This window comes from Sorangiineae bacterium MSr12523, assembly GCA_037157775.1.
In the GTDB taxonomy this organism is placed as follows: Bacteria; Myxococcota_A; Polyangia; order Polyangiales; family Polyangiaceae; genus Pendulispora; species Pendulispora brunnea.
Genome location: CP089982.1, coordinates 11,551,416 through 11,575,832 on the forward strand (window position 1 = coordinate 11,551,416; position 24,417 = coordinate 11,575,832).

Here is a 24,417-nt window from a genome sequence, read left to right on the forward strand (position 1 = left end):
CCGGTCAGGTGAGAATTCCTTTGTGGGCGGCCACGGGCGGCGGCTGCTCCTCGCCAATCAGGCGGCGCAGATTGCGCTCGATGTTCGTCGAGATGGCATTCAGCGACAGATCGTTGATGTCCAGGCCGAAGGGCTGCTCGATCTCTTGGCCGATGGAATCGAGCCCGAAGAACGCGTACGAGATGCCCAGCACCACGAAGGGCGTGGCCCACCCGATGGTCTCGTCCAGACCGAAGGGCAGCATGGTGCAGTAGACCGCAACGATGCGGTGCATGAGCACCGTGTACGAGTACGGGATGGGCGTCGACTTGATGCGCTCGCACGCGCCCTGGATGTCCGTGAGCGAGACCAGCGACTGCTCGAAAATGGTCACGTGGTACGGGTGCACCCAGTTTCGACGGCGAGCGTCGGCCATCATTTCGCCCATGCGCTGCAGGAGGGCGAGCGGCACATTGTCCTCGTCGCTCACGCGCGCGAACTCGCCCTCGGGCAGGGTCTCTTGCAGCACCTCCGCCGAATCCGAATCGCGCAGGTGATGCCGGAGCGCGTGCACGTAGCCGATGAGCATGTGCACGAGACGCCGCGCGAACGCGCTCACCTCCTGCGCCTCTTCCGGCTGCCGCGGCTCGAGCAAGGTGAGCGCCTGCCGCGTGAGGCTGCGCGACGTGTTCACCAGCGCGCCCCAGAGCTTACGGCCTTCCCAGAAGCGGTCGTACGCCGCGCTGTTGCGAAAGCCGAGGAAGATGCTGAGCGCCAACCCTATCAACGTGAACGGGACGGGCGTGATCGGATAGTGGAAGACGTCGACCTCGCGGTGCAGAATCGTCACCGCCACGCTGATCAACGTCACGGTGAGGACACGCCGCCAAATACGAGGCAGCGCGAACCCACCGAAAAGAACGGTACCGACCCAGGAGCTCTTGCGTTCGACCCACATGCGCGGGGCCAGGCTAGCCAGCATGCCCGCGCGGGAGCAACACGGTAAACGTGGTTCCCGTGTCGCGATCGCTGGTGACCTCGAGGGATCCACCGTGGGCGCGCACGATTTCCTGGGCAATGTACAGGCCGAGGCCGAGCCCACGCGGCGCTCGCTCTGCCGCACGCCCCCGACCACCGCGGCGGTACGGACTGAAGATCATGCCGCGGTCGCTCTCCGGAATGGGTGGCCCGTAGTTCGTGATGGACACGTCGAGGTGCGCGCCCTCTTCGACCATCACCACGAAAATGGGCTCGTCACTTTTTCCGTACGTGACGGCGTTTCCGAGCAAATTCTGAAACACTTGTGTGATCCGATCGGGATCCCAGCAGCCGCGGCCATCTCCATCGACGGCCAGCTGGATTTTCCGCCGCGGATTGACCGTGGCAATCTCGTCGACGAGGTGCTGCATCAACTCGTGCAAATCGAGCGGCTTGCGCGCGATGGGGATGCCGCCGCCCTGCCGCCCGCGGGCGAAGTCCAGGAGATCGCGGATCATGCGGTCCATGCGATCCGCCGAGCGCCCGATGCGGCGCACCAGCTCGCCCGAGTCGCGCTGCAAGCCCTGCTTCGACAGCGTCTCCGAGGCGAAGCTCACCACCGAGAGCGGCTGGCGGAGGTCGTGGCCCAGCATCCCCACGAATCGCTCGCGGAAGTCGGCCTCCCGGCGCCGCTCGGTGACGTCGAGCACCGTGCCGATGAAACGCTCCGCGCGGCCGTGCGGGTCGAAGAACACCTTGCCCTGGCAGGCAACCCATTTTTCCTCGCCGCCATCCAGACCGATGGCGCGGTACTCGATGTGGTACGTGCCGCCGTTCCTCGGATCCAACGTGTGCTGGACGATGGCCTCGACCCGCGCGCGATCTTCGGGGTGGATGCCGCAGACGAAGGCCTCGTACGAAGCCTCGAGGTGTTGAGGAAGTCCCCAAAGCTCCTTGCAGCGGGCGTCCCAGGTGAGCTCGCCCGTCTGCGGACGGAACTCCCACGTTCCAACCTTCGCCGCCTCCAGCGCCAGGCGCATGCGGTCTTCGTCTTCTTCGCGGAGCGCCCGTTGCATGCTCGCGACGCGGTGGATCTCGGCGGTGATTTCCGCGATGGCTTGATCGATCTCGTGATGAACGAGTTCGACCATGTGCGAAGACAACTTGATCCCCGCGCGCGCGGCCACGCGCTGCACCGTGCTGCGGAGCAACGAGAGCTCGCGGACGGCCTCGGAGATGGTGCATCCCTCGATGAAGCGGGCGCTGGGGATGAGCACCTCGCCGGAGACTTCCTCGCCCGCGAAGATGATGCGGTCGACGAGGTTCGGGGCGAAGCGCGCGAGGGCGGGCTCGGTGCGAACGAAACCGAGCCCGTTGGCGGCGGACCGAACACGTCGCTTCCATTCCTCGAGGATTTCGCCTTTGACGTCCTGAAGGAGCCTGCCCTCTCCCCACCCGCTCCCAGGCGGAAACGGGAGCTGCCGGGGCCCTGGAAAAGTCATTCCCCGGGAACCTGGCTCCGGCAGACCCCAACCGGAAGCCTTAAAAATTCATTTTCAAGCGAGCAGGAGCTCGAGCAGCGCCTTCGAGGTATGAAGGCGATTTTCGGCCTCCTGGAAGATCGCCGACTGCGGGCTGTCGATGACCTCGCCGGTGATCTCCTCGCCGCGGTGCGCGGGCAAGCAATGGAGGACGATGGCCGACGGGGCCGCTTTGGCGAGCAGGGCCGCGTCCAATTGGTACCCGCCGAGCACGCGAAGGCGCTCCGCGCTCTCCGCCTCTTGGCCCATGCTGGTCCACACGTCGGTGGACACGACGTCGGCGCCCTGCACCGCCTCACGCGGATCGCTCACGACGTGAACGCGTGCACCCGCACCCACCGTCGAGAGGACCGACGCGGGCGGCGCGTACTCTTTGGGCGCGCCGATGCGCAGCTCGAAGCCGAAGATGCGCGCGGCTTCGATCCACGAGAACGCCATGTTCGAGGCGCCATCGCCGACCCAGGCGACCTTGCGGCCTTCGAGCGTGCCAAGGCGCTCGATGACCGTAAACAAGTCGGCCAAAAGCTGCACCGGGTGGCCGCCCGCCGAGAGGCCGTTGATCACCGGCACACTCGACGCGCGCGCCAAGGTCTGAAGGCGATCGTCGCCGAAGGTGCGGAACACGATGCCGTCGGCGTAGCTGGAGGTCACGCGTGCCGTATCGTCGATCGGCTCGCCGCGCGAGAGCTGGCTATCGGCCGTCGCCAAGGTGATCGCGTGCCCGCCCAGCTGATGGATCGCCGCCTCGAAGGAGAGGCGCGTGCGCGTGGAGTTCTTCTCGAGCACGATGGCCAAGGTACGCCCGGCCAAGGTCTGGTGCGTCTTGCGCGCGCGCCGATCGGCCTTGAGCACCGCGGAGCGCGCGAAGAGCTGATCGAGCTCCTGGCGGGTCAGATCGGCAAGCTGGAGGAAATCACGCTTCGTCGTCATAGGGAAGCCTCTCGCAATTGGGCAAATAGGGTCGCAACACGCGGGATCGACTCCACGCGTGCTTTCGTTCGCGTGACGACCTCACGCAAAGACTGCAATTGCTCGCGCACCGAATCGGGCCCCGTTCCGCCGGGGCTGGTCTTGCGCGCGACGGCGCCGCGGATGCGCGCGGCTGCGAGCACCTCGTCGTCGAGGCGCGGATCGACGGCCTGGGCCATCTCGGTGGTGACGTTGGCGAGCGGCACGCGCGCATCCTGGCACGCACGCACCAAGGTGCCGGCGAGCTGGTAGGCGGTGCGGAATGGGAGCCCCTTCTGCACGAGCGCCTCGGCGACGTCGGTCGCCTGGGTGGCGTCTTGCTCCACGGCCTGCAGGCAGCGCATCTTGTCGAAGGTGACGCGCCCGATGCCGAGCTCGAGGATCTCGAGCACGCTGCGAACGAGCGGCCCGGTGGCGAGGATCGGCCCGCGGTCTTCCTGCAAATCGCGGTTGTAGCCGCTGGGCAGGCCCTTCATGTCCACGAGCAACGTGACCAGGTTGCCAATGCCGGCGCCGCTCTTGGCGCGCACCAGCTCGAACAGGTCGGGGTTGCGCTTCTGCGGCATCATGCTCGACCCGCAGGCGATGGCGCCATCGAGGCGAATGAAGCCGAACTCCGGGGAGGCGAAGTCGACGAAGTCCGTGGCGATGCGGCTCGTATGCACGAGCAATCGCGACGATGCGTAGGCATAGTCGAGGGCAAAATCGCGATCGCCCACGGTATCGAGGCCGTTCGCGGTGATGCGCTCGAAGGCGAGCAGCTCGCGCACCAACTGCCGGTCGATGGGAAGCGACGTGCCGGCGATGGCGCCCACGCCGAGCGGCGAGGCGTCCGCCTGCTGCAGCACGAAGGAGAACGCGTCGATGTCACGCGCGAGCATGGCGCCGTACGCGGCGAATAGGTACGACAGCGTGATGGGCATCGCGCGCTGCCGGTGCGTGTACGACGGCAGAATCGTGGACGACTCCACCTCGGCGCGCTCCACGATGGAGCTGAGCAGCTTGACGAGCGAGGTGAAGATCTCCGCACATTGCTCGCGGACGTACAGGTGTAGGTCCAGCGCGACCTGGTCGTTGCGCGAACGCGCCGCATGCAGCGCACCTGCGGTCGGACCGAGCTTGCTGGTCAGCAGCGACTCGACGGCCATGTGCACGTCTTCCTCGTCGGGAAGCTGCAAGGTGCCCGCCTGCACGGCGTCCCAAATGCTCACCAGCCCCTCGCGGATGGCACGCGCCTGCTCCTGCGGCACGATGCCACGGCGCGAGAGCATGGTGAGGTGCGCGAGGCTCCCCAGGAGGTCTTCCCGGATCAGGGCGCGATCGAGCGAGAGTGAACTCGTGAACGCGAGGACTTCCGGCAAGAGCGTGGGCCCGCCGGCGGCGGCCGTTTTGGCAATCATCGCTACTGCATTCCTTTCTTCCAGACCGAAATCAACCCCTTGACCAACTTGGACGGGGCCACGCCGCGTGCGGGCGCGAGAAATATCGTGTCATCCCCGGCGATGGTGCCCAATAGCTCGCTGAGCTTGGCGGCATCCAGCGCGCGCGCCACCGCGGAGGCGGCGCCCGGGAGCGTGTGCACCACCACGAGCCCATCGCCCGCGGCGACATGGGTCACCATGTCGCGCACCCGCTCGAGGTCTCCACCGCGCGGGGCCGCCGCGGGAAAGCCCTCGATCTCGTACACCATGCCCCCCTCGGCCAAGGTCACGCGGCGAGCCCGAAGCCGCGCGAGATCGCGCGAGAGGGTCGCCTGCGTGACGTCGAATCCGAGCTTCGCGACGCGCTCGCGCAGCTCCTCTTGCGTGCCGATTTGCTCCGTCCGGATCAAATGCCGGATCGCTTCACGCCGAGAGAGCGACTCATTTGGACGCACTGGCCCCATGGCTCTCTCCGGCGTCGTCCACGTGCAAAATGGTTCCGACGCCCTTCTCGGTGAAGAGCTCCGCGATGATCGAGTGCGGCGTGCGCCCATCGATCACGTGCACGTTCTTGGTGGCGCCCGACTGGAGCACCTTCAAAATCGACTCGGATTTGACGGCCATGCCGCCCTTCACCGTGCCGCTCTGCATTTTGGCGCGAAGCTCGGATGCCGACAGCTCGCTCAGAAGCTCCCCGTTCTCGAGGATGCCCGCCACGTCGGACAGGTAAATGAGCTTCTCGGCCTTGGTGGCCACCGCCACACCCGCCGCCACGATGTCGGCGTTCAGGTTGTAGCTGTGGCCGTCGTTTCCGAGGCCCACGGGCGAGATGACCGGGATGTAGCCCTGATCGAGCATCAAGTTGAGCAGCCCGGCGTTGACCTCCACGAGCTCGCCCACGTGCCCCAGATCGGGTCCGTTCGGCTTGACGAGCTTCTTCGCCTTGAGCAGCGCCGCGTCCTTGCCCGACAGCCCCACCGCGCTTGCGCCGTTGCGATTGAGCAAGGTCACGAGCTCGGTGTTGATCGAGCCGGTGAGGACCATCTCGACGACCTTGAGATCCGCCGCCGAGGTGACGCGCATGCCATCGATGAACTCGGGCGTGCCCGACCCATGCCGCTCGAGGGCGCGCGTGATGTCCGGCCCGCCGCCGTGCACCACGATGGGTCGCAAGCCGACGGCGCGCAGGAGCAGAATGTCCTGGCAAAACGAGTGCTTCAGCGATTCCTTGGTCATCGCGGCGCCGCCGTATTTCACGACGCAGCGCTGGCCTTTGAAGCTCTCGATGTAGCGGAGCGCCTCGACCAACAGCGACACCTTGAAGGCGGGGCTGTAGTTCGAGAAGCGATCGTCCTTGGCCACGCCGCCCGAGGGCGTCTCCACGATGAGCGAGGTGTAGTCGGCGTTGATCTTCACGTAGTCGTACGAGAGATCGCAGCCCCACGCGACGCCGCTCTCCTTGCCCGCGGCGAGGTCGACCTCGATGAGCACCTCGGGCTCGCGCATCTTCGCCTTGAGGAGCTCGCGCTGCTCGAAGATGTCGCCCGCGCGGTACACGGTCACGCCTTGGATGCGCACCGTCGCGAGATCCGGCTTCACCTCGGTGAGGCCGAGCGTGCCGGTGTGCGCACCCACGGTGGCGAGTACGCGGCCCCAGTTCGGGTCGGCGCCGAAGATGGCCGACTTGACCAGCGGCGAGCCGGCAATCTTCTTCGCGATGTCGCGCGCAAGCTCCACGGTGGGGGACTCGTGGATGCGCACCTCGATGCGCTTCGTCGCGCCCTCGCCGTCGGCGGCGATTTCGCGTGCGAGCTCTTGGCAGATGCTCTCCAGGGCGGCGGCGAAGCGCTCGTACTCGGGGCCGGGCTCTTCGATGGGCCGGTTCTTCGCGGCCCCATTGGCCAGGATGAACACGGCGTCGTTCGTGCTCATGTCGCAGTCGACGGTGAGCTGGTTGAACGATGTGACCGCGGCGCGGCGCAAGGCCGTTTGCAGGAGCTTCGCCTGGATGGCGCAGTCGGTGACGACGACCCCGATCATGGTCGCGAGCGCCGGGGCGATCATGCCCGAGCCTTTGCAGATGGCCGAGATGGTGACCTCGGTGCCGCCCAGATCCAAGGTGCGGCTGGCCATCTTCATGCGCGTGTCGGTGGTGAGGATCGCCTCGGCGGCGGCCTCGGGCTCCTCGCCCAAGGTCTCGACCAGGCGCGGCGCCGCCGCGACGATTTTGTCGACGGGAAGGCGCACGCCGATGACGCCCGTCGATGCCGAGAGCACTGCCGACGCAGGCACACCCAACGCCGCGCCGAGCGTCTCGTTCACCTGCTGCACGGCCTCGAGGCCCGCCGGGCCGGTGAGCGCGTTGGCGTTGCCGCTGTTCACCACCACGGCTTGCACACCGGAGGCGGGCAAACGCGCCTCGGCATCCACCACCGGCGCCGCCTTGGCGGCATTCTGCGTGAAGACGCCCGCGGCTTGCGCCGGCACGGTGCTGAACACCAGTGCGAGGTCCTTCTTCTTCGGCTTGATGCCGGCTCCAAGGCCTGAAAACTTGAACCCGATGGGGCTTTTCACGTGTGAAATCTCCGGAGTTGCGTGAGGCCGGCGTCCTCGTCGCAACCCAGTACGAGGTTGAGATTCTGGACGGCTTGCCCGGCCGCCCCCTTCAGAAGGTTGTCGATCGCGGAGACGACGACGACGCGCCCCATCGACTTCGCTTCGCACGCGACGCCGATGACGCATCGATTCGTTCCCACGACTTGCTTCAGCGACACGTCGTTCGGCGAGCGCGCCACGGTGACGAAGGGCTCGTTCGCGTAGGCCTTGCTCAGCGCCGCGGTCAGATCGGCCGACGAGGCCTGCACCGCCAAGCGCGCATACGCCGTGCTCAAAATGCCGCGCGCGAGCGGCACCAGGTGCGGCGTGAAGGTCAGATCGATGGGCCCGCCCGACGATTCCACGCGCCGCTGGAGCGTCTGCGCGATCTCCGGCGTGTGCTGGTGCGCCAGCACGCGGTAGGCGCGCACGTCTTGGTCGATGGCCACGAAGCCGTATTCTTCGGTGGCTTTGCGCCCGGCGCCGGTGACGCCCGAAACGGCGCTCACCACCAGATCGGTGCGCGCGATGAGTCCCTGCTCGAGCAGCGGCGCCAAGGCCAGCGCGGCGCACGTGGCATAGCAACCGGGGTTGGCGACGAGCTTCGCGTCCACCACCTCGTCGCGGAAAAACTCGGGCAGACCGTAGGCGCCCACGGCCACGTCGGACTTCGAGCTCTCCACGTCCTTGCCGTAGTAGGCGCGCGCGACACCGGCGTCGGTCAGGCGAAACGCACCCGAGAGATCGATGACTTTGCAGCCGGCGGCGAGCAGCCCAGGAGCGACCTTGGCCGATACTTCGGCGGGCGTGGCGAGGAGCACGACGGCGCATTCCTTCGCGCGCTCCGCGGCTTCGTCGAAGGACGCGTAGACGCGCTCGCCGGCTTTGCCCGAGATGGCGAGTTGTTTGGCTACCGAATCGCCGACCCAGCGATCGCTCGATACGACCTCCAGGCGGGCGCGCGGGTGGTGCGCTAACAAATAGGTCAGCTCGATGCCGGCGTAACCGGAGCCTCCGAGAACGGCAATGGGCGCTGTATGCATAGGAGGCGCATGTTTATGCGACCGTTATGCATACCTGTCAAGCAACCAACGCGTTACAAAAGCGAAGAGTTTCTCAGTCTTCGCTCTTGAATGCGCTTCCGAAGCCCTGCATACCCTCGAGCACCTGCTGGAAGCCGGGCGGCAGCGCCATTTCGCCTTCGCCGGCGGCGTTGGGAGCGGCCGCGGCCTTTTTCGAATCGTCGGCCTCGCCCTTCTTCTTTCCCTTGGAATTCCCCGCGCGCTTGCTCGCAGCCGCCGCCGACGGATCGGGCGCGGCCTTGGGCAGCTTGTTCACGTCGACCTCGGGGATGCGCGCCGACTCGGGCGGGCGCGGAAGGATGGCGGAGGCAATGGCCTGCGGGAGCGTCGACGCCGAGGGCATCGCTTGCTGAACCACGTTGGCCGTACCGAACGATGGGTCGTCGTTGGTGAAGGCCACGATGGCCGAAGCGCCAATGATGAGGCCCAGGAGGAGAAAACGAACGCGCGCTCCGTTCAGCGATTCTCGCTTCTGCTCGGCCTGCTCGCGCGATTCCGACATGCCACCACTCCTCGAGGACGATACAGGTAGGTGTCGATCCCGGGCAACCGCCATGGCGAGCTCGCTTCGCTGGGTGCGGCGCACCGAGGGGAGCTGCGAGCGGTGGATGGAAGGATCGGTCTTCCTTTCACGGGATTCGCGGGGGTCGAAGGGATTCATGAGCTGCGGGGACGCCTCCGTCTTCAATCGCCGCTCAGCATGAAGTATACCTATGTAGGACACTGGTCCAGTTTGCTTCGTTTCCGCTCGAAATCGCGCGGATTCATTGGCAAATGAACATCGGATGTTTCACCCCGCCCGAAGCGTCCACCCAGGACAAAATTCGAAGAAGGTGGGGCCTCATGGACCCAGCGGCGGAGCCAGGCTTGACCTCGCTGCGCGCGACGAAACAAGTGCCGCGGCACCGCGATTGAAGTTAGCGGAACGCCACGGAGGTTGATAAACGTACTTCCCGTACTGCCCCTGCAACGCAATCGGAGGCTCGGTTGAGCGACATTCGCACCATCGACGTACTCAGTGATTCCACCGGCGAAACGGCCGAAAAGGTCGTGCGCGCCGCGCTTTTGCAGTTCCCCCATTCGGGTGTCCAGATCCGTCTGCATACGCGCGTTCGAACGAGGGAATCGGCTCGTCCGGTGCTCGAGCGTGCGGCCCAGGAGGGGGCACTCGTCGTCTTCACCGTGGTCAGCCCGGAGCTTCGTGAGTACATCCACGCATCGAGCTACGAGCTGCGGGTCGAGGCGCTCGATCTGATTGGTTCGCTCATCGGCAAGCTGGGCACCTATTTGGATCGGCAACCGATCAACACGCCCAGCGCGATGCTGCCACTGTCGGACGAGTACTTCCGTCGCATCGAGGCGGTGGAGTTCACCGTCAAGAGCGACGACGGCAAAGAGCCGCGCAATTTCAAGAAGGCGGACATCGTGCTCGTGGGCGTGAGCCGCACCTCGAAGACGCCGCTGTCGACATTGCTCGCGCAGCGCGGTCTTCGCGTGGCCAACCTGCCCATCGTGCTCAACTTCGAGGTGCCGCCGGAGTTGGAAGAGGCCCCGCAAGATCGCGTGGTCGGCCTCACCATCGGGCTCGATCAGCTCGTGGAAATCCGCAAGGCACGCCTGAAGCAGCTGGGCATGCCCGTCGATGCGAGCTACGGCCTGCGCGAGCAGGTGAAAGAGGAGCTCGAGTACGCGGCGAAGATTTTCCGCGCGCACCCGCAGTGGCCGGTCATCGACGTGACCGGGCGCGCCATCGAGGAGACCGCGGTCATCATTCTGGAGTCGCTCAAAGAACGCGACGAGCAGACGAAGAACGCGCGGGCGGCCATCGTTTAGGTTCCATCGGCACGACGCTGCAGATGGAGGGGCCGTTCGCACGCGGCTCCTCCAGGGGCTCCGGATCGGCGGTGAGGGTGGCCAGCGATGCGGCGAGCTCGCGGAGGCGCGTGGGCCCGAAGGGGCCTTCGCGCAGGCGGGAGATGCGGCCCCACGGCAAGGACGCGGCGCCGGACAAGGTGCCGATCCAGGCGCCGAGAATGGCCCGGCTGGCGCGAGCCCCAGGCCCGGCTTGGGGGGCCGCTCTTGACGGCGTGCCCACGGCGGGGGCGAATTGTTCCATGGCGATGTCGAGCGAGTCGCCGAAGCGCATGAAGGCGAAGGCGGCGAGCGGCACCGCCTCGGTGACGTCGTTGCCGATGCCGAGCTCGCGCACGGCGAGGTCCATGGTCACCTTTTTCTCGACCAGCTCGAGCGCGAAGTGCAGGGCCACCACGAGCTCGGGCGCGCGCACGACCCAGCGGGCACGCTCGACGATGCTGGACCGGTCGCCATTGGCCGGTGCGAGGACGCAGGCGGCGGCTACCTCGGCCACGAACAATGCCGCGTCGACGGAGCGCGGATCGGCATGGGTGACCTCGGCAAGGGCGCGGCCGACGGCAAGGCGCTCGTCCACGTCGTACGGCATGGCGGCGCCGACGATGGCGGCACGGGCCGCGGCACCGCCGGTGGGTGACAGCGTGCCCGAGCGGCGAAGCCCCAGGGCGATGCAGCCCGCTGCGTGAAGCGTATCGGCATCCGCTGTCCACGGATGTCGCAACGACCAGCCGACCAGGGCTCCACGGAAGGCCGTGGCGATTTGCTCCGGGGAGGAGGCGGTCGCCAGGGCCGCGGCGGCGATGCCCGATTGGACGGTGGCGACACCGTTTCCATCGATCGCGTCGTTGGCGGCCACACCGAGCAAGGTGCCAGCCAGCCGGTCTTGTCGAAAGAGGTCCATGCGCGTGGATTCCGACGTTCGAGCGGCCCTCTGTATTCCACGCGGCCCGGGGTGTACCGTACGGGTCCCATGACCGATCCGGCGACGTTCGCCCTCACGCAACTGGTTCCCGTGCTGGCCGAGGCGGCAATGTTCGCCACCATCGCCGCGCCGGGCGCGACACGCGATGCCGTGGAAGGCATTCTCAAGCGTCGTCATGAGGCACACGTGGCGCTCGCGCAGGGCACGTCCTCGCCGCGCATGCTCGAGTCGGAGGACGCGTGGATCGTCGCGCTCACGCGGGCCATCGCGCCCATTGCGCCGCCGGTGTGGCTGCCCATGGCCGATGTGCTCAAGCAAAAGGTGACCCTGGAGGTCGGCGCGCGGGGCCTGCGGTCGTTCTTTTCATCGAAGCCGAGCGACAAAGAAGTGCAGCGCGTGAAGCGTCTCGGCGCACTCGCGGTGCGATCGCTGCGCGCGGTGCTCTCCGCCGACGGGTTGTTCGACAAGGTGGAGCGGCGCAACATCGCCGCACTGATTGGTGCGCTCGGTCTGCCGGAGGATGACGCGCAATCGCTGCTGGACGAGGATCCGATCAGCGTGGAACGGCTCGATATTTACGGCGATCTCGAGGTGGACGTCGCACGCGCCGTCCTGAGCGGAGCATGGTACGCGGCCGCCGCCGACGGCCTCGATCCCCGCGAGGAGCAAGTGATCCGAGCGCTCGCGGTGAAGCTTCATCGCACGCCGGAGGAAGTGGAAGATGCGCGGAGCGCGGCCAACGCGCGCGCGGAGACGGGGCGGCTCATCGGGCTGGCGTTGGTGGAGGTGGTCCGCACGTTGCTCGCGGATCGCGCGGCGGGCTCCGGGACCGACTTGGTCCCGGCCCTCGGGCGACTGGCGGCGCCGCCGCGCTACCACGAGGAGGTGCTCGCACACCAGCCGGGGCAAGGCGAGATCAAGAAGCGATACGCGGGATTGAGCGCCACCGATCGCGGCGCCGTACTCGCGGCGGCATGGGGCGCGGCGCTGCACGAGGACCCGCCGTTGTCGCGCCGCTCGGCGTTGCGCGCACGTTTCGATCGCATCGCGGCGGAACTCGGCGACGAGGGCGGGCGCATCCGGGCTTCGGTGGAAGGGCCCATCGACGAAGCGCTGGCAACCCTGGCCAGCGGCATGCGGTAGCAAGAGAGAGCAACGACAATGTCCAAAGAGCGAAGAACGGTAGGATTTCTCGGCGCCGGCAACATGGCCGCGGCGCTCATCAAAGGTCTGCTCCACGCCGGCGTCTTTCTGCCGTCCGAGATCTATGCGAGCGATGCCAAGGCTGACCGCCTGAAGCACATTCAGACCACGCACGGCATCCGCGTGACGAGCGACAACCACGAGCTCGCCCGCACCGTCGACGTGCTCGTCCTCGCCGTGAAGCCGCAGGTGCTCGACCGCGTCCTCGACGCCATCGCGGGCGATCTCCGACGCGACACGTTGGTCATTTCCGTCGCCGCCGGCGTTCCGCTCGAGGCCCTCGAGGGCCGCCTGCCTTCGCATGCGCGCGTCGTCCGCTCCATGCCGAACACGCCGGCCACGTCGTTGGCAGGTGCCACGGCCATCTCGCCGGGCTCGCACGCCACGGAGTCCGATCTGGAAATCGCGCGTTCGCTCTTCGAGGCCGTCGGCCGCGTGGTGACCTTGGACGAGCCGCTCCTCGACGCGGTCACCGGCCTCTCGGGCAGCGGCCCCGCGTACATCATGCTCATCATCGAGGCCCTGGCCGACGGCGGCGTCAAAATGGGCCTGCACCGCGACACCGCGCTGCTGTTGGCCGCGCAGACCGTCTACGGCTCGGCGAAACTCCTTCTCGAAACGGGCGAGCACCCAGGTCGCTTGAAGGACATGGTCACGAGCCCCGGCGGCACCGCCATCGCAGGCCTGCACACCCTCGAATCGGGCGCCCTCCGCAAGACGCTCATCGACGCCGTCGAAAGCGCAAGCCTCCGCGCCGCCGAACTGGGCCAACAGATGACGCAGAAGATGCGGAAATGACGCGCGACTGGTATTGACCGCGCGTCGTCCATGTTCGTCCTGCGGGTCGTCGTTCTCTCTATCCTGAGCCTTCTCGCGCTGCTCGCTGCTGCGGCCGTTGCCGCGCGTATGCGCTACGAATCGCGTGCGGAGCGGGCAGCAGCCACGGGCCTGCTCTGCAACGCGATCATCGTTTTTCCCATTTACGCACTCGCGTGCACCCGGCTCCTGACGGCGCGGGCGCTGGGCGTAACCTCGGGCGCTTTCTCGGTGGCCGTCTTCGCGGGTGCAGCATTGGGGCGCCCTCTTTGGCCCTTCCTTCGTCAGGTCTTGCGCGATCTCGGCGAGGAGGCGCTCATGCCATTCCTTGCGCTCCGCGACGCGTGGCGCGCGCGCAGCTTGGTGCTTCTCGGGTTGCTCTTCAGCGCAGGGCTCATCGTGTGGACGGGCATCACGTCGTACTACGCGCCGTCGTGGCGTCAGTGGGACGCGACCTGGTACCACGAGCCTGTCATCGGCTTCACCTTGCAAAACCACGGATTCCTCTTCGATGGAATCCCGCTTCCCCCGGCGTCGGGCGTGCAAAAGGTCAACGGGTACCCCGCCCTTTGCGAGATGACGCAATTGTGGTTCGTCATCTTCACCGATCGACGCCTCATCGAAATCGCGAACAGCTTCCTCGCGCCGCTGTTCATGTTGCTCGTATACCTACTCGTGAAACGGCATGCGAACGACCGCGTGGTCCCCACAGGTTGGGCGGCGGTGATGCTCATCATGCCGGGAACGTCGATCCTGCTGGGCAGCGTCTACGTGGACCTGCACACGTCGCTCCTCGTATTGGGCGCTTTGTATTTCGGTACGCGCGCGCCGTTTCGTCTGCGCGACATGCTGCTTACGGCCATGTGCCTCGCCATGGCCATTGGGGCCAAGGTCCTCGCACTCGCACCCGTGGGCGTCATCAGCCTGATCGTGCTCGCCCGCACAATCTGGAATCACGTGCGAAGCCGCCCCCGGCATACCCTTGGAGCCTTGCTGACAGGCAGCGCCATGATGGCCGTGCCCACCACGTGGACGTACTTTCGCAACTGGAGAAACTTCCACAATCCGTTTTGGCCGGACCTCGTTTACGACAACCCGAGCCTCGGGATCCATTGGCAGGGACACTCGGATGGTGTCGAAGCCGGCCAGCCTCTGGGAACCCTACTCGACAACCTTACGAACATCCCCTATTCGCGCCCGCTCGGACACGCCACCCAACTCAATGAGTACGGGTTCATCTCCGGCTGGTTCTTCTTTCCCCTCGCCGCCGTTTGCCTCGTACCGCTCGTCTTCGTCATCGTCCGCGCCCCCCTCGGGCGTATTTGGCGCGTTCGACGCTGGGGCATGAGCACGAATACCGTCACCATCGCCTACGTGACGGTCGTCCTTTTGGGGAGCATTTACCTCGACCCGGCGCCGTTCTGGAGTGCCCGCTACTACACGGCGCACACGGCCATGGCGGCGGCCCTGGTGACGTGGGCGTGCGGCCGTCGCGGCTTCGAGCGTTTGCATGAGGGTGCCGTTGCCGCGGTTACCGTGGGGATGATCATCGCGTTCTTCTGGACACCGCGGTGGTGGTACAGGCCGTCGGAGCTCCTGGAGCTCGCACGCATCCCGTATCCGGCACGCGAGTTCACGCCGGCCGCCGCGATTTCACCGACGTTGAGCCTCACATCGGGATCGGCGATCCCGCTGGAGACGGGCCTCGCTCGCGAACGGCAACTCGGGCCGGGCGCCGTGCTCGCGACGGGTGACAATGATGGCGCCATCGTTGGCCTCTTTTGGAACAACGACTATTCCAACAAGGTCGTCTACGTCCCCAGCGGCCCGGATTTTCTCGCCCGTGTCGAGGCCACGGGCGCCACTTGGGTCTTCTGCGGAAACGCCGACCCTATTTACTCCACGCTGCGCGCCAAGGACTCCGGTTGGACGGAAGTCGGCGCATCCAATGTCGAGCACTGGGGCACCTTCTTCCGTCGCACCCGTTGGTAGCAGCGGCGATGATTCCGCTTATCGGGAGGCGACGTAGACGAACTGGGCGCCCTCGCGTTTCGAGATGAAGTACAAACGGCAGCCATCGGGAGAGATCCACGTGGGCCACTCGTTCGACTCACTGTTAAGTTCGGTTACTTTGCGAACATAGAAGGACTCGTCGAGGCTTCCCCGCGTGCCGAGCCAAATATCGAAATCGGAACGACCAGACGGGGGACCGCCATCCGTTTCATGGTTCGCGCTGGCCCAAAACGCGAGTAGACCCTCCGGCGTGACAACCGGCGAAATCTCAGGAGTCGCTGCGTAGTTCAATTCCGACACTGGTGTCGCGGGACCCGCCATGCCATTCGTCAGCGTGCTCCAGTAGATATCGCCATTGCCATCCGGCCCTTGGAACCAAAGTTCATTCCCTCGCAAATACGGACTCTGCAGAGAGCCCGGCGGCAGACCCGAGATCTCCTGTGCGGGTCCGAAAGGCACCGATGTGGTGCTTCGCCGCGATAGGAAGATCCGGCTCTTGCCCGGCCGGCCTCTGTCCGACGCAAAGACGAGCGTGAGACTATCAGCGGAGATGAACGGCCACCGGTCCGTCTGGGGCGAGTTGATACCCTCGAGCCAAGTCGCCTTGCCAACGCTCGTGCTGGACGTCCGTTGTCCGACCACCAGGTCCCAAAGTCCTTTGGAAGACTCGTTCTGGTATTGAGTGTCGACGTACATGGTGGCCTCGTCTGGCGTTAGACGGGCGCTGGTCATATCCCCGGGGATCACCCGCGTACCGCCGTCCCTGTGTGGGCCAACGAAAACGCGATTGGGAGCCCCAAACGGTGACCTGGGGTCGCACGCGGCCACACTTTCGAGCAAGGGTTGGCGCTCTGCCGAGACCGCCCGCATCTCGTCCTGAGACTGCGAGGAGCAGCCGGTGTGGAGCGACACTGCCAGCATGGCCGGTAACGTAACGAATTGCAGAGCAATGAGGCGATGGTAGCCGGTGGCATTCATGACAATCAAATCGGCCCTCCGTGCCGCCAAGTTTCGTCAAACAGCGTGCGATTCCGCCTGCCGAGCGAGCTCGTTCGTTCCGCCTTTCAGCGATGACAAGTACGAAGCCGAGTCGCTAGCGAGAATCTTCCGGAGACTCTGGGATCAGCGAGGGCGCTCCGCAACGTAGACCGTGCGGACGCCGTCGCGATCGGAGTTCATGTAAAGACGGCAGTTGTCGGGAGAGATCCACCCGGCCCAATCACCCGCACTGGAGTTCAATGCGGGGACCGGCTTCGGAGCGGAGAACGTGCCGGTGGGACTCGTTCGTTCTGCGGTCCAGATATCTTCCTGTCCCTGCGTATTCGCACCGCTGCGATCGGTCGTAAAGAAAATCGTCAATCCGTCAGGGGTGAGCAGAGGCCCCTCTTCGTGGGACGAGGGGTCATTGAGCTCGGACACCGGCTGCCCCTGCTGGTAATAACCGTTTACCAGAGCACTGCGGTAAATATCGGTGTTGGCCGTATACCAAATATCGACTCCATCGCGTAGGAAGGGGCACGTAATCTGGCCGGTGGAGTTCGGGACGGCCACCTCCGACGGGCTGCCGAATTCGACCAATGTATTCGGCCGAGTCGCAAGGTACATTTTCCAACTGTCTTGAGTACGATTCGATCCGAAGTAAAGGAACGTACCGTCGCTATTCACCCAAGGCCATATTTCGTAACGGTCCGTCGTATTGATGTTCTTGGGCCAAGCCGGATCGCCGAAAGCGCTATTTCGATCCAGCCTGGTGACGTATCCGACGTCATACTGAACCTCCCTCGCCGGAGTGGCCGCAAAGTACATCGTGCGCTCGTCCGGAGAGAGCCTGGGACTGTGCACGTCCTTTCCGGTGATTCCGAATAGCTTCGTCGGCGACCCAAAAGGTCTGCTCGTATCACATGGAGGAATGTTGCCATCCCAGTCAGGGAGCGGAACGATTTCGCGATCCGAGCCGGCATCCCGTACAGTCGCCGCGGACTCATCGCCATTCGAGCATCCGCTGTCGAGCATCGAACCAGCAACCCCCGCCATGAGCATGAGTGCCGGGGCAACGAGGTGTCGCGAGCGTTGTTTCATTGCGAGGCAAATCTACCGAAGCGCATGCAAGATGCCTACGGGAGCTGTGTGTCGCTCGTCGTTGAAGCCGGGCGGTCCTACTTCGGGCGCTCGGCCATGTAGAGCACGCGCTCTCCGGTTCGGTTGGAAGTCAAATAGATGCGGCAACCATCCTCGGACAGCCAGGTCGGCCAGTCGCTGTACTCACTATTGAGCTCACTGACGTTCGTGGGTGTTTCCACGCCGTCGCCTTCTGTATTCCGCTTGGCGACCCAGATGTCGTGCTGCCCGCGCGCACCGTTTCCCGAGCGATTGGATGCGAAAAATACGAGCTTCCCATCCGAGCTCGGAAGGGGATCATCATCGTCCGCCGTTTCGTCGTTGATGCCCTTCACCTTGGAAGCGACATAGCCATCTTCGAGGAGGCTTCGGTAGATCTCGCCGTTGGCGCGAAACCATAATTCGGAGCCTCGCAAGATGAATGGCCCGCCCAAATCCCCCGGGATGTTGAAGGCATCACTCATCCTCTCGAGCTCGCCGAATTGGCCGCCATCGACACGGCGCGCACGAAATAGCCCCCAGTTGTCGAGGGGTCCACCATCTCGGTTGGCGGTGTAGTACAGGGTCGTCGCCTTTGCGTTCACCCATGGCCACTGTTCGTTGTATTTCGTCGTATTGAGCTCGGAAAGGTACGTCGGAGGGCCCGAGAAGGGCACGTTCCGATCCTCACGGGTGATGTAAGCCAAGTCGTACGCGTAAGGTACGGGCGCCATGGCGACGAACACCGTTTTCTCGTCCGCCGTGAACCGCCCACCGAACACGTTGTACTTGGAGCGCCCGTAGACGTATTTCAGTTCCCCAAAGGGTTTGCTCGTATCGCACGGAAAATCGGATGCATCCGCGGCATCGCCCGCATCGGCGGTATCCCCCGCATCTCCTGCATCCCCTGCATCACCGGCATCGCCCAACGGCGGAGGCGGAATGATCCTATCGGGGGGCCCCGCATCGCGCGTAGCCGTTGCGGGGTCGTCGTCCGAACACCCCAGATCGATACCGACCACTGCCACCGACGTCACGACACCAAGAACCGCGAGCAGCCGACCGTATCCGAGCTTCATCCAGATGCACGTGACGTACGCCAAGGCGGGACGCGAGGCAAGAGCACCGTAGTCTCATGCCGAGCCGCGTAAAAAACGAGCGCCCCGCAGGTTCTTCGTGCTTCGAGCCGGACACTTTCCCGTACATGGCGGAGTGAACAAGCCCACCGAGAAACGCGCGGACGCACACGACCGTGTGGTCGTCGAGGAACCGACTCGGGTTGGACTCGCAAAAGGACTGCCGTCATCTCGCGGCAACGTAAACCAACTGAGCTCCCCCTCGCGCGGAGACGAAGTACAAACGGCAACCATCGGAAGAGAGCCACGTGGGCCACTGATCCGCGGAGCTCATAAGCTCGGCGACCAGAGTGGGTAGAGGGAAGCGATCGCTCGTGCTCTTCCGACTGGCCGTCCAAATGCGGAACCTCGGTGGTCCGGCGTCGGTACCGCCGTCCGAGATAGACTGCGACGATCCGAAAAAGGCGACGAGTCCGTCGGCGCTCAACACCGGCGAAATCTCTGAATCTGATGTATTGAACTCGGTCACAGGCGTGACCTGACCGGCCGTGCCGTTCGTCAATGGGGCCCGGTAGATATCGCCGTTCCCGTTCGGCGCCTGGAACCAAAGTTCATTCCCGCGCAAATAGGGACTGTCCAGAGAGCCTGGCGGCAGACCCGAGATCTCCTGCGGGAGCCCGAAGGGCGCCGACGTGCTGCTTCGCTTCGATAAGAAGATCCGGCTCGTACCTGGCTGGTTCCTGTCCGACGCAAAGACGAGCGTGAGATTATCGTCGGAGATGGAGGGCCACCGGTCCGCCTGCGGCGAGTTGAGGCCTTGGAGCCACGTCGCCTGCGCGAAAGTGGTGTTGGATGACCGTTGTCCGGTCACCAGGTCCCAGGCTCCTTTGGAAGACTCGTTCTGGTACTGCGTGTCGATGTAAATGGTGGTCTCGTCCAGCGTCAGACGGGCACTCGTCTTATCGCCAGGGATCGTCCGCGTACCCCCATCCCTGTGTGGGCCAATGGAAACGACGCTAGGCTGGCCAAAGGGCGCTGTCGGGTCGCACGCGAGGACGCCTTCACGCAACGTTCGGCCCTCTGCCGAAACCGTCGCCACCTCGTCCTGGGACTGCGCGGAGCAGCCGGTGTGGAACGATAGCGCCATCATGGCGGGTACCGAGAGAAGCTGCAGAGCGATGAGACGCCGATAGCCGGTAGGATTCATGACAAGCCACTCGACCCTTCCGCACTGCCAGTTTCGCCAAATACGGCAAGGAGCGGCGGCGGATCCCCACCTTGTTTCACATGGGGCTCGCGCCAAGGGGCCAAGAGCCGCTAGAAAGTAGCCCCATGCCGAGCCCGCGCACGAAACGAGCCACCCGCTTGTTCTTCGTGCTTCTGGCCGTCATTTACACGTGCGTTTTCCCGTACATGGCGTGGGTGAACAACCCCAACGAGAACGCGCGGACGTACATGACGATGGCGCTCGTCGAGGACCACACCTTCCAAGCGGACCGGATCGTCGAACGTCAGGGGTGGACCAACGACATGGCGACGGTCCCTTCGCCTGTGCCCAACGAGCCTCCGCACCACTATTCGGTCAAGGCGCCCGCCATCAGCTACGCAGGGATCCCGGTGTATTGGGCGTTCACCAAGATCGCGCCACTCTTTGGCCACCCGGTACCCACGCGGGGGTCGCCTGCCGAGGAGCGCGCCTTTTGGCTGCGCGCGTCCACCTTCACATTGCGACTTTTCGTCGTTCAGATCCCGGCGTTCATCTTCCTCGTATTTTTCGAACGATACCTGCGCCACATCAGCAAGGATTCCATCTATCGCCTCTCGGCGGTTGCCGCAGTCGGCCTGGGGACCAACTACCTCGCGTACTCGTTGATGTACGTGAGCCATGCACTCTGCGGTGCGGCGGCGTTCACTTCGTTTGCCATCACGGAAATGGAACGTGCGCGGTCCTCCAGTTCGCGTGAACGGCGCACCTCGCGTGCCTTCCTGGCGGGATTTTTCGCGGGGCTCACCACACTGTTCGAGTACCACGCGTTCCCCGTTTCATGCCTTCTCGGCCTCTACGCGCTCAGCGCATTCTGGCGGCCGACGCGATTGCTGGCGCTCATCGCGGGCGGCTCCATCGATGTCGCGCTTTTGATGCTGTTCCAATGGCGTGCGTTTGGCAGCCCGTTCACGCCGGGGCACCGCATGGTCGACGACCCGGGGCTCGCCCAGAAGCACCATCAGGGCTTGTACGGCATCGCCGCGCCAGATTGGGACGCCTTCAAGGATCTATCCCTAAGCCACGCGTTCGGATTCTTCGGCACCAGCCCATTCATGTGGCTCGGTTTGCTCGCGATTCCTTTCGGGTTGCTCGTCGTCCACGGGACGAAGCACTTTCGATGGCATCGGCGGCTGTCCACGTTCGTGTGGATGTTCACCATGCTCGTCTTCTTTCTGACGGCGAGTGCCGCGGCCGTGTGGCGAGGAGGTTGGACGATTGGCCCGCGGCTACTCGGTGCGGCGCCTGCATTCTTCGCGTACGGAGCCGTCACCGCGCTCGAGGCCATCGCGCCGCACGGATGGCGGCGCACCGTGGCGCGCGGTGTAGCAGTTGGCCTTGCCCTCGCGAGCGCCATCACCATTGGCCTCGTGGCGCTCGTTTACAATACGCTGCCCGAATCGGTCACGCGACCCCTCGTGCAGATTGCCCTGCCGTTCCTGCGCGCAGGCTTCGTCCCGTACCACGTGGGCCATCTCCTCGGCCTCGAAGGGCCGAACGTTTTCGTCGTGGTGCTCGGCATCGGGTTCGCCGGCCCATTGCTTTTGATTCTGCTCTGGAGGGCGAGCGACACGCTTCGAGCGTACCTCGTTCGATTGGGCATCACGGTGGCGGTCGCCTTCATCGGGCTGCAGGGCGCCTTGAGTGCGCCATCTTCCGACGAAGGCGGCGACGGCGCGCACGACACACGCAACATGTCGCAGTCATGGGAGCCGAAGGGAAACGACCGCATCGCCCACGCGCGGGAAGAGGCTGACCGCTACGGACCACGGGGCCCCTGTCTATGGTACCAGTTGGCCGATCTCGAACGGATCGTGCGCTGGGACCGTGAGGCTGCCCACGATGAAAAACGCGCCACCGAACCGCGCTCCAACTGCCGCTAGGCCCCTCATGGATCCCGAACCGCCCATCCCTTCGCTCCGCTGGCGCATCGTCCTTCTCGGACTGTTGTCCGTCGGGATGAGCATCTTCGCCTGGTACACGATGCTGGGCAATTACCCGCGAACGCAGTTCGGCGATGGCCAGATGTTCCACAAGGGCATCGAGGCCGCGCGGGTGAGCGTCGTTCGCTATCACGAATTGCCGCTTTGGAATCCCTACGAATGTGGCGGCAATCCGCTATGGGACAACCCCGAGCAGCCCACAGCAGCACCGCTGCTCTGGCCCATGCTCTTTCTGGGGACCACGGCGGAGGTCTATTTTTGGCACATCATCCATGGCGCGCTCGGCTTCGTCGCCATGTGGCTTTTCGGCCGGCACGAGCTTCGACTCACGCGCGTGGCCACCTTCCTCGCGGCATCGGTTTGGGCCTTCTGCGGTTTTCATCAGCAGCATGCATCGACCGGCCACCTTTCGTTCGCCTCGTTCGAATACTTGCCGCTGGCGATCCTCTTGTGGCGCCGAGCCGAAATCGATCTACGTGCGGCCGCTGGGCTTGGCGCGCTCGTCGCGTGGATGTTCTACGAGGCCGGCACGTATTCGATACCGCACCTCGCGCTCTTCCTCGCAGCCGAAACCCTGACCCGCGCTTGGCCGGCGAGGCGCCTCGTCCCGATCGGGCGTGCGGCCGCCGTGGTCGTCGTGATCATGTTCATCGTGGGTGCTCCGCGATTGTTTCCACTCATCGCGCAGCTCCGCTCGCATACGCGCGCCCTCGAACCGGAGACGGACTACCTCACGTGGCCGACGTTGCGTGACATGTTCCTCGCGCGCCAGCATGCCTGGGGCGCACCAGGGCAGACGTATGTATGGCCCGAATATTGGTCGTATTTGGGCCCTATCGTTCTTCTACTCGGATTGGTCGGAATCGTACTCGCGGGCGTGGAATACGCTTGGCTTCTCGCGCTTCTCGTTCTCGCCTTCGTACTAATGTGCGGCCACTTCGCGCCGTGGGCTCCCTGGTCCATCTTGAAAGAGCACATTTTCCCGTTCAAGGAGATGCGGGTGCCCGCCCGATTTCGCTGCGAGGTAAGCCTCTTCATCGCAGCCTTCTGCGGCATCGCCATCGATCGACTCCGCCGTCTCGCGCAGAAAAAAATGCCCTCCAACGCGGCGACGCTCGGGGCCTTCATCGTCGCGATGGGTTTCGTAGGTGTCGGCGATTTGATTAGCACCAGCCTCGTCTGGATCGAGACGCGCTGGCCACAAGCACCCGAATCGCACCCGCAGCCGTCCACGAGACTCTATTACGGCGGTCCCAACCTCGCGCCCTTCATCGATCAGCCCCAGCAAAATCGCGGGCGGTTCGACTGTTGGGGCGAGTGGGGCTCCTTTTACAACGGGGCGCCTCTCTGGGAGGGCGATGTGCCGCAGGCGCGTGGGGCTAGTCGCGATGTCGTCGTGGAAGTGGGCAACCGCACGCAGAACACGTTCACCATCGATGCCGTGCTGACACGGCCGGGGCGGGTGTTGGTCAATTCTTCGTACGACCGCGGGTGGCGCACCGACGTGGGGACGCTCATCGAGGTGAACAGGCAACTCGTGCTGGAGCTTCCCGAAGGCCGCCATCACGTGCACCTTCGTTATTGGCCCATCGGTTTGACCGCGGGATTCATCCTTTCCGGATTGGGTACCGCCGCCGTGGTGGCGTATTTCGTTTGGGATGCGCGACGGAAGCGACATCAACGGCTCGCATCACTCTCGTAGAGTTGCTCGGAATTGACACAGTAACGTTGCGCGTCCCCGACATGGGGACTCGATATTGGCGGCGCAGCGTTAACGGAAACCGCGCGACGAAGTGATGTGAAATTAATCCGAAGGCTCGCGCGAACGCAGTGAAAGTACGCCGCACGAAGCGCGGCTGTTTTCCGAGCGCTTCGTCAGGCACCCGAAAGGATTATCAGATGAGCCTCACCATGCAGCGCTTGCTCCCTACCGTTGTACTGCCCATGGTCGCTTTGGCCGGCCTCGGTGCGTTCCTTCGCAAGGACAAGAACGAGGCGCAGTTGCGGAACGTCGAAGACGCACGACCGGCTGCGCAACTCTCGCCCGTGGCGCGCATCGAGATGCTTCCCGGCGAGAACACCGTACGGCTTCACCTTCACGATGTGAGCTGCGCCACCTGTGCGCCGCAGCCGATCTCGGAGCCGAACGAACACATCACCGGCTTCACGGTGACCGCCGATGGCAAGCACGTTCTCTTCGTCGCCGATGCGATGCGCGGCCAGCGCGAGGGCAACTATTCTCTCTACCGCTACGACGTCAGCACGCACCGGCGCGTGGAGTTGACCCCCGACGAGACGCTCGATCGCGATGTACCGCTCTTGCCGCGCAAGCAACCGGATCTGGCGATCTACTCGGCTCGCACGCAGGGCGAAGCCTCGACCAAGGTGTTTGCGCAGTCGCTCTCCGGCCGCGACAAGCCGAAGCTCGTCTACGTCGACCCCGAGCCGGGTGAGCTGGTCGAGGTGAGCGACGACGGTACGCGCGGCGTGTTCCGGCGCTTCATCGCGCCGGAGCAATCCGTGTACATCGCCGTCGATCTGCGCAAGCGCGAATCTTAGGGGTTAGGGAAGAGACGAATCCGAGAGATGAGGGTCAAGGATCAGGAGCGAGAAACCGCTTCTCTCTCCCCAAACCCTAAACCCCAA

The 24,417-nt window shown here is 64.8% G+C and carries 20 protein-coding genes; 7 read left to right on the plus strand and 13 right to left on the minus strand.

Annotation, left to right across the window (positions count from 1 at the left end; all coding sequences use genetic code 11):
- Nucleotides 1-4 precede the first annotated feature (4 nt).
- From LZC95_45745 to LZC95_45780, 8 genes are all read right to left on the minus strand, one after another.
- The gene (locus LZC95_45745; protein WXA93745.1) at nucleotides 5-961 is read right to left on the minus strand and encodes a bestrophin; all 957 of its coding nucleotides are present in this window, start codon (nucleotides 959-961) and stop codon (nucleotides 5-7) included.
- Nucleotides 951-2,459, minus strand: a complete 1,509-nt coding sequence (locus LZC95_45750; protein ID WXA93746.1) for an ATP-binding protein — start codon at nucleotides 2,457-2,459, stop codon at nucleotides 951-953. Before LZC95_45750 ends, LZC95_45745 begins: the two co-directional genes overlap by 11 nt.
- A gap of 54 nt (nucleotides 2,460-2,513) precedes the next feature.
- Nucleotides 2,514-3,428, minus strand: coding sequence for an ornithine carbamoyltransferase (gene argF, locus LZC95_45755; protein ID WXA93747.1), 915 nt, complete (start codon nucleotides 3,426-3,428; stop codon nucleotides 2,514-2,516).
- Nucleotides 3,425-4,867 carry an argininosuccinate lyase gene (argH, locus tag LZC95_45760; protein WXA93748.1) on the minus strand — a complete coding sequence of 481 codons (1,443 nt, stop codon included), beginning with the start codon at nucleotides 4,865-4,867 and terminating at the stop codon, nucleotides 3,425-3,427. The genes argF and argH overlap by 4 nt, the downstream gene beginning before the upstream one ends.
- 2 nt (nucleotides 4,868-4,869) lie before the next feature.
- The gene (locus LZC95_45765) at nucleotides 4,870-5,352 is read right to left on the minus strand and encodes an arginine repressor (protein ID WXA93749.1); all 483 of its coding nucleotides are present in this window, start codon (nucleotides 5,350-5,352) and stop codon (nucleotides 4,870-4,872) included.
- Nucleotides 5,330-7,462, minus strand: a complete 2,133-nt coding sequence (gene argJ / locus LZC95_45770) for a bifunctional glutamate N-acetyltransferase/amino-acid acetyltransferase ArgJ (protein WXA93750.1) — start codon at nucleotides 7,460-7,462, stop codon at nucleotides 5,330-5,332. Before argJ ends, LZC95_45765 begins: the two co-directional genes overlap by 23 nt.
- Nucleotides 7,459-8,526 carry an N-acetyl-gamma-glutamyl-phosphate reductase gene (gene argC, locus LZC95_45775; protein WXA93751.1) on the minus strand — a complete coding sequence of 356 codons (1,068 nt, stop codon included), beginning with the start codon at nucleotides 8,524-8,526 and terminating at the stop codon, nucleotides 7,459-7,461. Before argC ends, argJ begins: the two co-directional genes overlap by 4 nt.
- Before the next feature lie 73 nt (nucleotides 8,527-8,599).
- Nucleotides 8,600-9,067 (minus strand): hypothetical protein, encoded by a 468-nt coding sequence (locus tag LZC95_45780; protein ID WXA93752.1) that lies wholly within the window; start codon nucleotides 9,065-9,067, stop codon nucleotides 8,600-8,602.
- Nucleotides 9,068-9,552: 485 nt separating this feature from the next.
- Between LZC95_45780 and LZC95_45785 the strand changes: the two genes are divergently transcribed.
- Nucleotides 9,553-10,398 (plus strand): kinase/pyrophosphorylase, encoded by an 846-nt coding sequence (locus LZC95_45785; protein ID WXA93753.1) that lies wholly within the window; start codon nucleotides 9,553-9,555, stop codon nucleotides 10,396-10,398.
- Here the strand turns inward: LZC95_45785 and LZC95_45790 are convergent.
- Nucleotides 10,349-11,338, minus strand: coding sequence for an ADP-ribosylglycohydrolase family protein (locus tag LZC95_45790; protein WXA93754.1), 990 nt, complete (start codon nucleotides 11,336-11,338; stop codon nucleotides 10,349-10,351). The genes LZC95_45785 and LZC95_45790 overlap by 50 nt on opposite strands.
- Nucleotides 11,339-11,407: 69 nt before the next feature.
- On the opposite strand from LZC95_45790, the gene LZC95_45795 reads away from it, so the two are divergent.
- The 3 genes from LZC95_45795 to LZC95_45805 are packed head-to-tail and all read left to right on the plus strand — an operon-like array spanning nucleotide 11,408 to nucleotide 15,370.
- On the plus strand, nucleotides 11,408-12,502 hold the full coding sequence (locus LZC95_45795; GenBank protein ID WXA93755.1) for a TerB family tellurite resistance protein: 1,095 nt from the start codon (nucleotides 11,408-11,410) through the stop codon (nucleotides 12,500-12,502).
- 18 nt (nucleotides 12,503-12,520) lie between these two features.
- A complete protein-coding gene (gene proC / locus LZC95_45800) occupies nucleotides 12,521-13,360 on the plus strand; it encodes a pyrroline-5-carboxylate reductase (protein WXA93756.1) in 840 nt (279 codons plus the stop codon).
- 30 nt (nucleotides 13,361-13,390) lie between these two features.
- Nucleotides 13,391-15,370, plus strand: coding sequence for a hypothetical protein (locus LZC95_45805; GenBank protein ID WXA93757.1), 1,980 nt, complete (start codon nucleotides 13,391-13,393; stop codon nucleotides 15,368-15,370).
- An 18-nt stretch (nucleotides 15,371-15,388) separates the two neighbouring features.
- On the opposite strand, the gene LZC95_45810 is transcribed toward LZC95_45805, so the two are convergent.
- The 4 genes from LZC95_45810 to LZC95_45825 form a co-directional block, all read right to left on the minus strand.
- Complete coding sequence (locus LZC95_45810; GenBank protein ID WXA93758.1) at nucleotides 15,389-16,087, minus strand: hypothetical protein; 699 nt, start codon at nucleotides 16,085-16,087, stop codon at nucleotides 15,389-15,391.
- A gap of 426 nt (nucleotides 16,088-16,513) precedes the next feature.
- Nucleotides 16,514-16,996 (minus strand): hypothetical protein, encoded by a 483-nt coding sequence (locus LZC95_45815; GenBank protein WXA93759.1) that lies wholly within the window; start codon nucleotides 16,994-16,996, stop codon nucleotides 16,514-16,516.
- 551 nt (nucleotides 16,997-17,547) lie between these two features.
- Nucleotides 17,548-18,591, minus strand: a complete 1,044-nt coding sequence (locus LZC95_45820) for a hypothetical protein (GenBank protein ID WXA93760.1) — start codon at nucleotides 18,589-18,591, stop codon at nucleotides 17,548-17,550.
- Nucleotides 18,592-18,790: 199 nt separating this feature from the next.
- A complete protein-coding gene (locus LZC95_45825; protein ID WXA93761.1) occupies nucleotides 18,791-19,771 on the minus strand; it encodes a hypothetical protein in 981 nt (326 codons plus the stop codon).
- 125 nt (nucleotides 19,772-19,896) lie between these two features.
- Here LZC95_45825 and LZC95_45830 point away from each other — a divergent pair, with 125 nt between their 5' ends.
- From LZC95_45830 to LZC95_45840, 3 genes are all read left to right on the plus strand, one after another.
- Complete coding sequence (locus LZC95_45830) at nucleotides 19,897-21,711, plus strand: hypothetical protein (GenBank protein WXA93762.1); 1,815 nt, start codon at nucleotides 19,897-19,899, stop codon at nucleotides 21,709-21,711.
- Between the two features lie 7 nt (nucleotides 21,712-21,718).
- Nucleotides 21,719-23,473, plus strand: coding sequence for a YfhO family protein (locus LZC95_45835; GenBank protein ID WXA93763.1), 1,755 nt, complete (start codon nucleotides 21,719-21,721; stop codon nucleotides 23,471-23,473).
- Between the two features lie 197 nt (nucleotides 23,474-23,670).
- Complete coding sequence (locus LZC95_45840; protein WXA93764.1) at nucleotides 23,671-24,330, plus strand: hypothetical protein; 660 nt, start codon at nucleotides 23,671-23,673, stop codon at nucleotides 24,328-24,330.
- Nucleotides 24,331-24,417: the final 87 nt, after the last annotated feature.

Excerpts from the sequence above, each read along its gene's own strand:
- LZC95_45745 (WXA93745.1), bottom strand. The coding sequence starts at position 961 with ATGCTGGCTAGCCTGGCCCCGCGCATGTGGGTCGAACGCAAGAGCTCC.
- LZC95_45750 (WXA93746.1), bottom strand. The coding sequence starts at position 2,459 with ATGACTTTTCCAGGGCCCCGGCAGCTCCCGTTTCCGCCTGGGAGCGGG.
- argF (WXA93747.1), bottom strand. The coding sequence starts at position 3,428 with ATGACGACGAAGCGTGATTTCCTCCAGCTTGCCGATCTGACCCGCCAG.
- argH (WXA93748.1), bottom strand. The coding sequence starts at position 4,867 with ATGATTGCCAAAACGGCCGCCGCCGGCGGGCCCACGCTCTTGCCGGAA.
- LZC95_45765 (WXA93749.1), bottom strand. The coding sequence starts at position 5,352 with ATGGGGCCAGTGCGTCCAAATGAGTCGCTCTCTCGGCGTGAAGCGATC.
- argC (WXA93751.1), bottom strand. The coding sequence starts at position 8,526 with ATGCATACAGCGCCCATTGCCGTTCTCGGAGGCTCCGGTTACGCCGGC.
- LZC95_45780 (WXA93752.1), bottom strand. The coding sequence starts at position 9,067 with ATGTCGGAATCGCGCGAGCAGGCCGAGCAGAAGCGAGAATCGCTGAAC.
- LZC95_45790 (WXA93754.1), bottom strand. The coding sequence starts at position 11,338 with ATGGACCTCTTTCGACAAGACCGGCTGGCTGGCACCTTGCTCGGTGTG.
- LZC95_45795 (WXA93755.1), top strand. The coding sequence starts at position 11,408 with ATGACCGATCCGGCGACGTTCGCCCTCACGCAACTGGTTCCCGTGCTG.
- proC (WXA93756.1), top strand. The coding sequence starts at position 12,521 with ATGTCCAAAGAGCGAAGAACGGTAGGATTTCTCGGCGCCGGCAACATG.
- LZC95_45805 (WXA93757.1), top strand. The coding sequence starts at position 13,391 with ATGTTCGTCCTGCGGGTCGTCGTTCTCTCTATCCTGAGCCTTCTCGCG.
- LZC95_45810 (WXA93758.1), bottom strand. The coding sequence starts at position 16,087 with ATGTACGTCGACACTCAATACCAGAACGAGTCTTCCAAAGGACTTTGG.
- LZC95_45815 (WXA93759.1), bottom strand. The coding sequence starts at position 16,996 with ATGTACCTTGCGACTCGGCCGAATACATTGGTCGAATTCGGCAGCCCG.
- LZC95_45825 (WXA93761.1), bottom strand. The coding sequence starts at position 19,771 with ATGAATCCTACCGGCTATCGGCGTCTCATCGCTCTGCAGCTTCTCTCG.
- LZC95_45830 (WXA93762.1), top strand. The coding sequence starts at position 19,897 with ATGCCGAGCCCGCGCACGAAACGAGCCACCCGCTTGTTCTTCGTGCTT.
- LZC95_45835 (WXA93763.1), top strand. The coding sequence starts at position 21,719 with ATGGATCCCGAACCGCCCATCCCTTCGCTCCGCTGGCGCATCGTCCTT.
- LZC95_45840 (WXA93764.1), top strand. The coding sequence starts at position 23,671 with ATGAGCCTCACCATGCAGCGCTTGCTCCCTACCGTTGTACTGCCCATG.